This window comes from Saccharothrix ecbatanensis (genome assembly GCF_014205015.1).
GTDB classification, from domain to species: Bacteria; Actinomycetota; Actinomycetes; order Mycobacteriales; family Pseudonocardiaceae; genus Actinosynnema; species Actinosynnema ecbatanense.
This window is the reverse complement of the sequence record NZ_JACHMO010000001.1, coordinates 1,190,386-1,202,281: the sequence shown is the minus strand read 5'-3', so window position 1 is coordinate 1,202,281 and position 11,896 is coordinate 1,190,386. Positions and strand designations below refer to the sequence as shown.

At 70.3% G+C, this 11,896-nt stretch carries 12 protein-coding genes; 5 read left to right on the top strand and 7 right to left on the bottom strand.

The window, feature by feature from the left end:
* Nucleotides 1-166 precede the first annotated feature (166 nt).
* Genes F4560_RS45980 through F4560_RS05475 form a run of 5 tightly spaced genes read right to left on the bottom strand, consistent with a single transcriptional unit; the run spans nucleotide 167 to nucleotide 5,654 of the window.
* Nucleotides 167-2,683, bottom strand: a complete 2,517-nt coding sequence (locus F4560_RS45980) for a CHAT domain-containing protein (RefSeq protein ID WP_184917095.1) — start codon at nucleotides 2,681-2,683, stop codon at nucleotides 167-169.
* Complete coding sequence (locus F4560_RS05490) at nucleotides 2,680-3,387, bottom strand: hypothetical protein (protein WP_184917092.1); 708 nt, start codon at nucleotides 3,385-3,387, stop codon at nucleotides 2,680-2,682. Before F4560_RS05490 ends, F4560_RS45980 begins: the two co-directional genes overlap by 4 nt.
* A 44-nt stretch (nucleotides 3,388-3,431) precedes the next feature.
* Nucleotides 3,432-3,989, bottom strand: coding sequence for a hypothetical protein (locus F4560_RS05485; RefSeq protein ID WP_184917089.1), 558 nt, complete (start codon nucleotides 3,987-3,989; stop codon nucleotides 3,432-3,434).
* A 46-nt stretch (nucleotides 3,990-4,035) separates the two neighbouring features.
* A complete protein-coding gene (locus F4560_RS05480; RefSeq protein ID WP_184917086.1) occupies nucleotides 4,036-4,971 on the bottom strand; it encodes an SDR family oxidoreductase in 936 nt (311 codons plus the stop codon).
* A gap of 50 nt (nucleotides 4,972-5,021) precedes the next feature.
* On the bottom strand, nucleotides 5,022-5,654 hold the full coding sequence (locus F4560_RS05475; protein WP_184917083.1) for an NADPH-dependent F420 reductase: 633 nt from the start codon (nucleotides 5,652-5,654) through the stop codon (nucleotides 5,022-5,024).
* A 176-nt stretch (nucleotides 5,655-5,830) separates the two neighbouring features.
* Between F4560_RS05475 and F4560_RS05470 the strand changes: the two genes are divergently transcribed.
* On the top strand, nucleotides 5,831-6,730 hold the full coding sequence (locus tag F4560_RS05470) for a LysR family transcriptional regulator (RefSeq protein ID WP_184917080.1): 900 nt from the start codon (nucleotides 5,831-5,833) through the stop codon (nucleotides 6,728-6,730).
* A 114-nt stretch (nucleotides 6,731-6,844) separates the two neighbouring features.
* On the opposite strand, the gene F4560_RS05465 is transcribed toward F4560_RS05470, so the two are convergent.
* Complete coding sequence (locus F4560_RS05465; RefSeq protein WP_221483349.1) at nucleotides 6,845-7,954, bottom strand: hypothetical protein; 1,110 nt, start codon at nucleotides 7,952-7,954, stop codon at nucleotides 6,845-6,847.
* A 323-nt stretch (nucleotides 7,955-8,277) separates the two neighbouring features.
* The gene (locus tag F4560_RS05460) at nucleotides 8,278-9,354 is read right to left on the bottom strand and encodes an amidohydrolase family protein (protein ID WP_184917077.1); all 1,077 of its coding nucleotides are present in this window, start codon (nucleotides 9,352-9,354) and stop codon (nucleotides 8,278-8,280) included.
* Nucleotides 9,355-9,525: 171 nt separating this feature from the next.
* Here F4560_RS05460 and F4560_RS05455 point away from each other — a divergent pair, with 171 nt between their 5' ends.
* Genes F4560_RS05455 through F4560_RS05440 form a run of 4 tightly spaced genes read left to right on the top strand, consistent with a single transcriptional unit; the run spans nucleotide 9,526 to nucleotide 11,853 of the window.
* Nucleotides 9,526-10,047: an RNA polymerase sigma factor gene (locus F4560_RS05455; RefSeq protein WP_184917074.1), complete on the top strand. Its 522-nt coding sequence runs from the start codon at nucleotides 9,526-9,528 to the stop codon at nucleotides 10,045-10,047.
* Nucleotides 10,044-10,526: a hypothetical protein gene (locus F4560_RS05450; RefSeq protein ID WP_184917071.1), complete on the top strand. Its 483-nt coding sequence runs from the start codon at nucleotides 10,044-10,046 to the stop codon at nucleotides 10,524-10,526. Before F4560_RS05455 ends, F4560_RS05450 begins: the two co-directional genes overlap by 4 nt.
* Nucleotides 10,523-11,218 carry an ABC transporter ATP-binding protein gene (locus tag F4560_RS05445; protein WP_184917068.1) on the top strand — a complete coding sequence of 232 codons (696 nt, stop codon included), beginning with the start codon at nucleotides 10,523-10,525 and terminating at the stop codon, nucleotides 11,216-11,218. Before F4560_RS05450 ends, F4560_RS05445 begins: the two co-directional genes overlap by 4 nt.
* On the top strand, nucleotides 11,215-11,853 hold the full coding sequence (locus F4560_RS05440) for an ABC-2 membrane transporter-related protein (protein ID WP_221483348.1): 639 nt from the start codon (nucleotides 11,215-11,217) through the stop codon (nucleotides 11,851-11,853). Before F4560_RS05445 ends, F4560_RS05440 begins: the two co-directional genes overlap by 4 nt.
* The last annotated feature ends 43 nt before the right edge of the window (nucleotides 11,854-11,896 follow it).

Here is an 11,896-nt window from a genome sequence, read left to right as displayed (position 1 = left end):
GCTTCGTCCGGCGGTTCCGCCGCCGGTGGCTGTGCCTTCGATCTGTCTTCGCTCATCCAAGCCCCCCACAACGGTGTTCCCGACCGATCACTAGGGGACCACACCGCAGTCGTCGGATGCATGGCTTTTGTCCGTGACAAGAGAATCGGAACCGCTGTGTGGTCTATTAGAGACCTGCCGCGAAGAATCCGGCCCAGTCGTCGGGGTGCGCGAACGGTCGGTCCGCCATCGAATCGATCATCGGTGCGATGGGACGGGCGAGTTCGGGCAGGTGCGTGGCGATCCAGTGGCTCAGATCGTCACGTTCGGTCGCACGGAGCGCGCGTTGTGCCGCAGCGAGCGCCACAGGCATGTCTGCGGCGTCAGCCAGGCAGTCCGCGAGCAGCACCGCCGTGGCGAGTTGGTTCACCTTCCACAGGCTGCCCACGACGGAACGCACGCCCGCCGACAACAACGCGCCCGCCCAGCCGATGTGCTCGCTGCCGATCTCCGCACGGGCCAATCCGCTCTCACACGCGCCCAGCACCACCGATCGGAGATCCGATCCGGCGACGCCGGCCCAGAGGTCCGAAAGGGACAGTTCCACACCGGGTGCGACGCGCAGGGAGCTTGCCGCGGGGTCGTCGTTGTCGAACCGGCCGTGGCAGGCGAGGAACAGGTCGGGGCCCGCTCCGGCCAACGCGGACAGCGCCTGGGGTCGCGTGGGGTTGTCGGACGTGGCCACGGAACGGCGGGCCGCGAGGTGACGCAGTGTGCCGCTGAAGAACGGGGTGCCGCCGGTCTCGTGCAGGGCCACCAGCCCTGACCCGCCGAACGAACGACCGTCCTCCAACAGGTCGGCGAGCAGTCCCACACTCGGCACGACGCTGATGCTGGGCACGACGTCGACGAGGTGCGTGCCTTCCACCCTCAGTGCCGCGAACGGGACGGCGTTCAGGTGCATCTGCGGCACGACCACGAGCGGGCGTCCGCGGCCGTACCCGGACAACAGCGTCAGGACGGGCCGCAGGAGCGTCTCGACGACCGCCAGGAACTCGTCCAAGGCTTTGCGCGCCGCCAGTGGTGGATATCCCGGCACCTCGGCCGCGACGGCGAGCGCGGAGACGTAGTCGCCGTACGCCGCCCGCAACGGTTGGTCCACCTCACCGAGGAACAGGTCGTCGGCTCCACCGGTGGCGAGGTCCAGCAGGACGGCACGGCTCGTGTGGTGCGCGCTGATGTAGAACGCCACCACCAGGAGGTCGGTGCCGAGGTGGTCGAGGACCCGGCTCACCACCTCGTCGCTGCCCGATCGGCCCGGCCGCAGCCGCATCGTGTTGCGCGTGACCACGTACTGCCGCCGCAGGTCGAAGTCCGCGGGCAGGTCGGCGAGGTAGTCCTCGAAGGAACGGGGAACCGACGTCAGGTGCCGCCGGAAGACCTTGCGCGCGGCCAGGAACCGGTCCGCTTCGGAGCCTTCCAGCCGGTCGAGCGCACGGGTCTCGGCCAGGGCCGCGCTGAGCGCTCTCGGTCCGCTGGTCTCCAGCTCGGCGAGCACGAACGACGGGTAGCCCCGAACGGTGGCGAGGTTGATCGCGTTGTCGGTGTAGGACCGCACCATCTGCCGCTTGCTCGCCGCACCGGCGGCCGGACCGCCCAGCTCCAGCTCCACGTCGAGGACCCGTCTGCCCTCGTAGTACGCCTCGAGCGCGTGGTCCATGGCGGTGGTGGGGTCGTCCTCCTCATCCGACACCATGCTCATCCGGACGTTTCCCAGTTCCCTGGCGGACAAGGCGTACCAGTACCCGAACAGGGTGACCGGCTGCTCGTGGCGCAAGGCCTCTTCCAGTCTCTGCTCGGCTCCGCCCAGGTCACCCAGGAGCATGAGCTGCCACGCGTGCGTCCGCAGCAGGTGCCCGATCTCCGCCTCCAGGCCGAAGTCCCGTGCGTCCCGGAGGACCGCGGCCGTCTCGGACTCGGCCGTGACGAGATCACCGGAGCTCTGGCGTTCGACCGCCGCCAGCCGCCGGGCGGTGAGCCAGTAGTACGTGTCCTCGTCGGCCTCCGCGTCGACCGCCACCAACCGGAGCGCGGCGGCTTTCTCCTCGGCCGGTGAGTCGAGGGCGATGCCGTCCGTGTGCTCCGGGTACCTCGCGGCGAGGTTGTGCCAGACCCGGCGGGTGTACAGCGTGTCCAGCAACGGGTTGACGTCGGTGTACCCGTAGGGGCGTGTCCATCGCGCGTAGTACCGGTGGAACTCCCGAAGCAAGCTCACCACGTGCAGGCGCGCCGGTTCCAGGGCCTCGCGGTCCGGTGCGGCGGCGAGCGCGCCCTCCATGAAGAGCCAGGCCGCCTCGGTGGAGAAGAAGGCCATGTCGTCGGCCAGGTTGGTCTGCGCGTCGGCGAAGATCAACGCCGCCGGGCCGTGCGCGGGTGCGCTCATTCTGTTCGTCAGCGTCTGGAAGACGTAGGCGACGCAGTACGCCGGGGCGCGTTTCCACTGCACCCACTCGGCCAACTCGTGCACGATCGGCCAGCAGTCCTCCTCGTCCCGGCAGGCTGGGGCGAGGAGGTCCACGAGCTCGTCCAGGTGTTCGTCCAACGCGATCGGGTCGTAGCCGAAGCCGCGGACCCGGGCGAGGAGGTCCGTGACCGGCTGGTCCTGGTGTTCCAGCAGTCGGCTGCCGGGCGTGAACGGCCTCACAGCTGGTAGGAGTGGTCACCGGACAGGTAGGTGGCCTTCATGACCCGGCCCAGCGGCCCGGACCTGCGCAGCTCGCACGCGACGGTCGTGTGCAGGGTAGGCGGAGCGCCCTTCGCCGACCGCACGATGAGGTGCGCGGTGAACCCCTCGTTGACCGCGCGGTCCGTGACGTACCACTCGACCGGGTTGCTCAACCGGTCCGTCGTCCGCACGCGCACCGTCCGCGTCTTCCAGCGCAACGGCTGCTCGATCGTGAGCCCCAGCGCCTCACCCAGCGGCGGCGCCACGAACGTCAACCCCTTGCCCACGTCCACGCTCACCTGCCCGATGTTGTGCTCCACGACCGCCCAGTCGTCGCGCGGGAAGAGGTCGTAGGCGACGCCGCCGGTGATCCGCACGCCGAGCCTCAAGCGCACCAGCCGGCGCGACTCGGGAACGAGAATGGCCAGCGGCAACTCGACCAGGTGGAAATCGAACCGCGTCAGGTCCGGCACAAGGCTTTCGTCGAGCGGCGTGCCCCGCTCGGCCGAGTAGTCCACGAGGTTCCGATGATCGACCGCGTCCGGCAACGCCAGTCGCACCCCGTCCAGCACCGCCCTCGCCGCATCCCCGTCGGCCACGTCCAGCTCGGCGGAGAGGTGACCGGCGACCAAGTCCTCCGCGTCCCACTCGACGATCCCGGCGGGCTCCAAAATCACGTCCATGCCCGGACATTAGCGGCAGGCCGTCGGCGGGACGCTGCCATTCCCTAAGCACAGACCACGAGGCCGCGCCGCGACGTAGTCCAGGGTGCGCCCGCAGCGGCAGCGGTGTCGGTGAACACCAAGACCGACTCATCGAGCCGGTGGAACAACAGCCCTCCTTCGGGCGTCTCCTCCAACTCGCCTGCGACCAGCAACAGCGGCTGACCACCGATCCGCAGGCTGACCTCGGCCAGAACACCCTCGTCGACGAAGGCGGCCACATGCTCGACCTGACCGGTCGGCAGTTCGGTCAACGCCGTCCAGCGGTAGATCCCGTCCCACTGCCCCTGGTCCTGGAGCCTGACCTCCGGGCGCGGCCGGGGCCACAACCCGAACATGTGGTCATCCTGGTAGATGCTGACACTCAGCACACCGCCGTCGTCCAAGAACGCCTGCAAGCCCCACAACTGCAAACAAGGCACCTCTGGGTCGTGGAACTGCGGTCCGCCACCCGCGACGCTCTCCCGCAGTGCCATCTCGACGCCGACCCACGACTCCACGCGCCTGCCACGCAGCGACGCGAAGTCACGCGACCTCTCGGCCACCCACTCATCCCTTGTCACACCAGCAGTATGTCCACAACACTCGTTGCGATTCGAGTCCCTCCCCTCAGCCGGCGGAGAAGTAATGACCGTTGTCCAGATCGGCGAGCAGGCCGGGCTGAGCGGGTTCCCAGCCGAGGGTCCGGCGGGTGATGAGGTTGGACGCCGGGTAGTTCTGCGTGACGATGTTCGCGAGGAAGCCAAAGTATCCCGGCACCATCAGCACGTCCGCGGGAACGCTCACGACGGGCAGGCCCAGACGGCTGCCAATGGCCTCGGCGATCTCGCGGAGCGGGATGGCCCCGTCCCCGACCGCGTGCCAATACTTGCCGGCCGGCCCCTTCTCCAGCGCCAAGCGGAACAAGGAGGCGGCATCGCGGATGTGCACGGCGTTCCACAGGTTCGCGCCGTCTCCGGGGTAGCCGACGTAGCCCTTCTCCTTCGCGAGCGCGATCAGCTGCACGAGGAAGCCGGCACGATCAGTCGTGCTGTGCGCGATGTTGGCAATCCGCACGACCGAAGACCGCACTCCCCGCTCGGCGAGGCCGACCACGGCGGTTTCCACGACGTTGCGAACCCGCAGGGTGCCCCTGTGCTCATCGCCGCTGGGAAGGGCCGGGTCCTCCTCGGTGACCGGCCGACCCAGGTCACCGGGCGAGCCGATGCTCCCCGCCGCGACGAACGGCTTTCCGGTTTCCGCGAGTGCCTCGCCGAACGCGAGCATGATCGGGAGCTCCGCGGCCGCCACGGCGTCGATCCCGCCTGACGGAAGCAGGTCTTGCCTGTGCGCGACGTGGATGACGCCGTCGGAATCGGCGGCCGCCTCCTTGAGCCCGTCGAGATCCTCGATGTCGCCGCGCCGCACCTTCGCGCCGAGCGCGGACACCGCCGCCGCGGCCGTGTCCGACCGGGCCAGGCCGGTGACCTCGTGCCCGGCGGTGATGAGCTCGGGGATGATGTGCGAACCGGAATGGCCGGTCCCGCCAGTGACGAAAACGCGCACGCTACTGCTCCTCATAAATGATGTGGCGCGAAAAGTGGTGGTGCGTGCGCTCAGCTGAGAATGCTGACGCCGAGGAAGAAGTTGGTGTGCTTGACCGAGTGGGCGACGAGGCCCAACTGCATCAGGGCGACGTTCTCCAGTGTCCGCGCCATCGGCAACTGCCCGATGTCCATCGGGCGCAGTCCCAGGCTCTCGATGAACGCTGACACGCGTGCCTTTGCCTGCTCGTCGTCGCCGGCGATGAACACGTCCAGTGGGCGCCCCTCGACTGGGCCGGCCGCCAGGACATGGGAGAACAGGGTGTTGAACGCCTTGACGACGTGCGCGCCGGCGGGAGCGGCCTTGGCGATCTCCTGCGCGCCGGAACTGCCGTCGGGGGTGACGAAGCCCTTGAAATCGGGGGAAACGGGGTTGGTGATGTCGACGATGACCTTGCCGCGTAGTGCGTCCCCGTACTCGCTGACCACCGCCGCCGCGCTGCCGTATGGCATGGCGAGGATAACGATGTCCCCGGCCGGAGCGGCACCGGCCGTCCCGACAGTGGCACTGCCGAGCGCGGCGGCAAATTCCTTGGCCTTCACCCGGTCGCGACCGATGATCTCGACCGTGTTGCCGCCGGCGAGCGCCCGGCCGGCCAAGGCGCCGGCCATGTTCCCCAGGCCGATGATGCTGATGCTGCTCATGAAGTGCCCGCTTTCCGAAGCTGGATAGGGCGCCAAGTCCCGATGTCGAATTCTTGTGCCGAATTCGCGCTGGCCGCACCAGTTACCTATTCAGGTTGCCATTGGCCTGAGTGGATGTCCAAGACCTCTTTCAGCCGTGGTGATACCTTGGAGGCATCACCGGACCGGGAGACGTCATGGATCTGGACCTGCGCAAACTGCGCTACTTCGTCGCCGTGGCCGACCGGTTGCACTTCGGCCGCGCCGCCAATGAGCTGCACATCGCGCAACCGGCGCTCAGTCGGCAGATCCGCGCGCTGGAACAGGATCTCGGCGCCTTGCTGTTCACCAGGGATCGCCACGGCGTGGTGCTGACCGACGCGGGCCGACAGCTGCTGGCCGACGCCGGTCCGCTGCTCGCCTCCGCGGACGCGGTCCGCCGCCGTGTGACCGTGGCCGCCCGAGGCAGCCGGCGGCTGGCGGTCGGCTTCCGGACCGGCATCCCGGTCATCCCGGCGGCTCGGGCGTTCGAGGCCCGGCATCCGGACGTGGTCGTGGACGTGCAGCGGATGGAATGGGACGACCAGGCCGCGATGCTGCTCGACGGCCGCGTCGACGTCGGCTACGTGCGGCTGCCCATCGACGAGACCGGCCTGCGCGTGACCCCGCTGTACACCGAGCCGCTCATGGTGGTGCTGCCCGCGGGCCACCGGTTGGCCGGCAAGGAGGAGGTCACCGAGGCCGACCTGGCCGGTGAGCCGCTGGTCTGGCATGCCGACCCGAGCACGCAGCCCACCAGGCGCCCGCACCCCGACTCCGGGCTCCGGGTGCGCGGGGTGGAGGAGAAGCTCGAGCACGTCGCGGCCGGCCGGGGCATCTCGTTCGTGGGGCGTTCGGAGACCGTGTTCTACTCGCGTCCGGACATCAGCTACGTGCTCATCCCGGAACTCGCGTCCGACCAGGTGTGCCTCGCGGTGGCGGCATCACGCACCTCGCCCCTGGTCGACGACTTCCTCACCGCGGCGCAGGCGACGGCCGAAATCACGGCAGAATGTGGAAACCACGATTGGGGCGCCGCTCTTCTGGAGGGACGCTGATCCGCTCACGCCGCTGATCGCGTGCCCCGAGCGTGCCCATGCCGGACGGCGCGTGGTCGCGGTTCTGGTGGGACGCCTGTCAGGGCGGGGTGCGGTGACGCATCAACGCGGGGCTCAGCCCATCTCGGTGTCGATGCGCTGTCGCTCGGCATCGCGGAGCTTCTGGTAGTGCCCGGCCCTGGTCTGGTCGCCGATCTTGACGGCCGCTTCGGCGGCGGTTTGCAACACCACCAGGGGCAGGCGGGGCACGTCGCGAGCCTGACGGTCCGCCTCTGCGAACACCTCCCCGGCGAGCTCGCCCTCCGCTGAACCGGCCAGCAGGAACAGCTCCTCCACGTACATGCGCCCCAGCCCCACCTCCGACCACCTCGACACCCCATCCAGGGCTCGGCGGCACTCGCGCAGCGCGTCCCAGGCGGCGTGGTGGTCGCCGGCCTGGCGTTCCAGTCCGGCAAGGGTCTGCCAAGCCGACGCCGAGTCCCGAACGTCGCCGATGAACGCGAGGTTCTCGCGCTGCGCCCGAGCCGCCTCGGCGAACGCCCCCAGGTCGGCCAAGTAGTGGCGGAGCAGGCTCAGCGTGTCCTTGTCCCGCCCGCGGCCGGCCGCCCACCGGTCCAACTCCCGGCGGGCCAGTTCACGGTCGCCGGTCAGTCTGGCGCGCTCGACCCAGGTGAGCGGATCCTCGGAGGCTGGATCAGCGGGGAACCGCGAGCGCTTGCGCTGCGACCACTTCGCCAGGCCCTCCTCGGACACCCAGGGCCTACCCTCCTCGTCGAGCAGACACTCAAGCGCGGCGTCACGGTCGGTATGCCCGCTGTCGCGCACAAAGGCGGTGGTGACCTGCACTCCCGCGGCGAACAGGTGCTCAAGGTCGTAGCCGCACCAGGTGTCGAAGTTCGCCCGCTTGATTTCCCAGTGCAGCCAGACGTCATCCACCTGCCGGTATTCGGCGAGCAGGAAACCGGCCAACTCGACCTCCTCGCTCAACCCCTGGAACGGTGCCTCGCCACGGCACAACGCCTCCTGCTCGGCCAACCACCGCACCAGCGGGAGGTCGTCGGGCCGGCGGTCGTATTGCAGCGCCCACAACACCTTTGCCCGCCGCACCGCGTTCCCGTCGCAGTCGTCGCCATCGGCATCCGTAGCCCGCTCATAGCGCAGCTCCTGCCACGCACCTGACGATCCCCGCATCCGCTCCAACTCGCGCCGCGCGCTCTCCATCACCCGCCCAGGATCCCACTGCCAGTGGTGTCCCATCGCGCCGGGACGGAGACCCGCTGGACGTGTTCAGCGCGCGCACGCTCTGCGGCGCTTCATCGGTATGCCTCCGCAATGGCGTGGAAGGACTGCTTGGGGGCGAGGCTGCCGTCACGCACCAGGGTGTGAAGGTGGAGTTCGAGGAGAAGGGCTTCGAACAGATCCAGAAGACGGCGCCGATGGTGCTCAACTCCAGTCCAGGGTGGCGGTGGTCTGCCAGGACACGCCACCGGTGTTCAGGGTGCGGCGCAGGGTCTCCCGGCTGAATCCCACCAATCGCGGGGTCGCTGTCACCGCACCGACTCGACGCCGGCCAGCCATACCCGGCGGATGGCCCGTGTGGCGCTGATGTCCGCGAGCGGGTCGCCGTCGACGAGCACCAGGTCCGCGCGCAGTCCCGGCTCGACCGCGCCCCGATCGGACAGGCCGAAGTGCTTGGCGGGCAAGGAAGTCGCGGCACGCAGCGCGGCCGAGGTGCTCAAGCCGGCGTCGACCAGCAGTGCCAACTCCTCGTGCAGGCTCGCGCCGAACGCCGGTTGGTACGGTACGCCGGGCGTGGCGTTGGCGTCGGTGCCGGCCAGGATCGGCACACCCGCGGCGTGCAGCACGCCTACCCCGCGCGCTGAGGCGGCGTAGGCCCCGAGCGGCAGGCCCAAGGGGTCGGCCAGACCGCGCATCATGTCCAGCGTGGGGATCACGACGCGGCCGTCGGCGACGATCCTCCTCACGTCGCCGTCGGCCACCGGCGCTCCGAGTGGCATGTGCGTGATGATGTCGGCGCCCACGTCCAGCGCCAACGTGTAGGCCCCTGGCGAGCCGGCGTGAGCGACCACCCTCAGCCCGTGCGCCCGCGCCGCGGCGACCAGCGCGGCGGCCACGTCCTGCGGCAGGCCGCCCTCACCGGGCGCCTCGAGCATGATCTTGAGGTAGTCGATGCCCTCGGCGACCCGGTCGGCGACGAACAGCCGCGCGTGTGCCGGATCGCGCACGACCGCCTGCTCGGCCAGACCGGGCATCCGCGCGTGCAGCCCGTCCGGGCCAATGGCCGGCAGGCCCGCGGTGCGGATGTCGGTCAGACCGGGCACCTCCCGCAACGACGCCACCAGCTCGACCGGCCAGGTCGCCATGCTCAGCCCAGTGGTCACACCATGCGCGGTCAACGCGGCGAGCGCCGCAAGGCCGTCGGGATGGATGTGCGCGTCGATCAACCCGGGCAACAACACACCCCCGGCCGCGTCGACCACCTCGGCGCTGGTCGCGTCGGCACCGATCACAGCACCGTCGATCACCACAGTGCACGGCTCGGTCAGCCCCTGACCGTCGAAGACCCGGACGCCGCGCAACGCTGTCCTACCGAGCGTAGTCACACGGTCACAGTAGCCGGGTCACAGTAGCCCGGTCGCGTAGCCGACGATGCCGCCGTAGCGGACGCAGAGGTCGTCCTGGACCGGTTGTCCGCCGTGGTCCGCGGCCGCGACGATGCGGGTCGTGAACCGAACGGCTGTCTCGCCCGACTGTGCTGGGTGTGGGAGGACGAGATGACCGATGAGCTGCTGGTGGTACGGGCCCAGCTCGGCGAGCGCGCGGCGTTGGCCGAGCTGGTGCACCGGTGGCGCCTGCCGGTATGGACGTACGTGCGGCGCATGTTGGACGCCGGGCGGGCTGATGACGTGACCCAGGACGTCTGGCTGGCGGTGGTGCGAGGCTTGCCGCGGTTGCGTGAGACCGACCGGTTCAAGCAGTGGTTGTTCACCATCGCCCGACGGTCGGTGACCGACTGCCTGCGCGCGGAGTACGCCAGGGCGGCAGTCGTGTCGCACGGCGAACCGGACGCCGAGGACCCGGGCGACGCGGTGGTGGAGCGCACCGAACTCGTGGCCGCCCTGTCGGGGCTGCCGGTGCTGGAGCGGGAGGTCCTCGTCCTGTTCTACCTGGAAGACCTGTCGGTGCAGGACTGCGCGCAGATCTGCCAGGTCCCGACGGGCACGGTCAAGTCCCGGCTCAACCGGGCCCGCCGCATGCTCCGTGAACACCTGGAGGAGAAGGGGTACCGATCATGACCGACGAGCCGCGCCTGTCGGCGCAGCAGTTGATCGAGCGGCTCCAGCCGGCGTTGTCGCCGTGGGCCCGCGTGCGCGCGGTGACGGCGCTGGTGGTCGGGCTGGCGGGCGCGGCGTTCGTGGCCGCGCTGTGGTGGACCGAGCCGGGACCGCTGCCGGGCCGCACTCAGTGGGCGTTCGCCCTGTTCACCGTGTTCTGCCTGGCGTGGGCGTGCTACGGAACCTGGCTGCTCTCCCGCCGGGTGCCCCTGTTCGCCGCGGAGCACGTGGTCGCCGCCTGGCTGGGTTTGGCCGCCGCGATCGGCACGACCGCGCTGGTGGTGACGGTCGCCGTCCAGCGCGGCGCCCACCCGGTGGGCGTGCCGGCGATCGGGGTGCTGGTCGTGGCGTTGCCGGCGGTGTTGCTGGTGCGGGCCCGCGCTCGTCGCGCCGCGCTGCTGCGCCGCAAGCGGGAACTGGCCGGCGGGGACCAGCGGTGAACGCGCTGGAGACCAGCGGCCTCGGCAAGCGCTACCGACGGCGGTGGGCGCTGAGCGAGTGCACGGTCGAGCTGCCCGCCGGTGCCACGGCCGCGCTGGTCGGCCCCAACGGTGCGGGCAAGACCACGCTGCTGAACCTGGTGACCGGCCTGCTCGCACCCACCACCGGGCACGTCCGCGTCTTCGGCCGACCGCTCGACCTGACGAGGGTGGCGTTCGTGGCCCAGGACAAGCCGCTGTACCGGCGCTGGAGCGTGGCCGACACGCTGCACTTCGGCGCGGCCACCAACCCTCGATGGGACCGCGGACGCGCCGAGTCCTTGGTGCGCGCGCACGGCATCGCCCACGACCAGCGGGTGGACCGGCTGTCCGGCGGCCAGCGCACCCTGGTGGCACTCGCACTGGCGGTGGGCAAACGGGCCGACCTGCTGGTGCTGGACGAGCCGCTCGCGGAGCTGGACCCGCTGGCCCGCGTCCAGGTCCTGCAGGCGCTGCGGGAACTGGAGACCACGGTACTGCTGTCCTCGCACGTCCTGGCCGACCTCGCCGGGATATGCGACCACCTGGTGCTGCTCGGCGGCGGTCGGGTCCGGCTGTGCGGCGCCGTCAGCGACCTCCTCGACCCCCATCCCGCCACGACCTTGGAGGACCTCGTGCTGCACTACCTGCGCAACCCCGAGGCCGTCCGGTGACGGGGGTGCTGTGGGTGGCCTGGCGCGGGCAGCGCGCCCAGTTCGCCGCCATCGGAGCCCTCGTGCTGCTCTACGGCGTGGTCGCGCTGACCGAGCGCCTGCAACCCGACATGGCCGGTCTCACCGGGCAGTTGGCCGGCTTGCTGGCCGGAGCCGTCTGCCTGGTCTTGGGCGCGCCGCTCGTCGCCCGCGAACTCGAAACCGGCACCTGCAAACTGGCCTGGACCCAGAGCGTGACCAGAGGTCGTTGGCTGGCCGCGAACCTCGCCGTCGCCGCCGCCGGCGCGGTGGCCGCAGCCGCCGCGCTCGCGGCCCTGCTGGCCTGGGTGGCGCACGACCCGGTGGGCGAGCCGATGGCCTGGCCGTACTACGAGAGCCACGGCGTGCTGCCGTTCGCCAGGGTCGTCTTCGCTCTGGCACTCGGCGCCGCGCTGGGTGCCCTGACCGGGCACACCCGCATCGCCATGCCGCTTTCCGTGCTGCTCCTCGGCGCCTGCCAGCTCGTCGGCCGGGCCGTGCGCGGCCGGTTCGACCTCCCGTACTGGCACCTGCAGTGGACCGAGACCGCCGTCTACTTCACCGCAGCGGCCGCCCTGACCACCGTCGCCCACCTAACCATCCGCCACCGCGCCTGAAACGGAGTAAGCACACCATGTGGCACAACCCGAAGCTGGTGCG

Coding starts and splice junctions, on each gene's coding strand:
- F4560_RS05490 (WP_184917092.1), bottom strand. CDS start 3,387: ATGGACGTGATTTTGGAGCCCGCCGGGATCGTCGAGTGGGACGCGGAG.
- F4560_RS05470 (WP_184917080.1), top strand. CDS start 5,831: ATGGATCTGGACCTGCGCAAACTGCGCTACTTCGTCGCCGTGGCCGAC.
- F4560_RS05455 (WP_184917074.1), top strand. CDS start 9,526: ATGACCGATGAGCTGCTGGTGGTACGGGCCCAGCTCGGCGAGCGCGCG.
- F4560_RS05450 (WP_184917071.1), top strand. CDS start 10,044: ATGACCGACGAGCCGCGCCTGTCGGCGCAGCAGTTGATCGAGCGGCTC.
- F4560_RS05475 (WP_184917083.1), bottom strand. CDS start 5,654: ATGAGCAGCATCAGCATCATCGGCCTGGGGAACATGGCCGGCGCCTTG.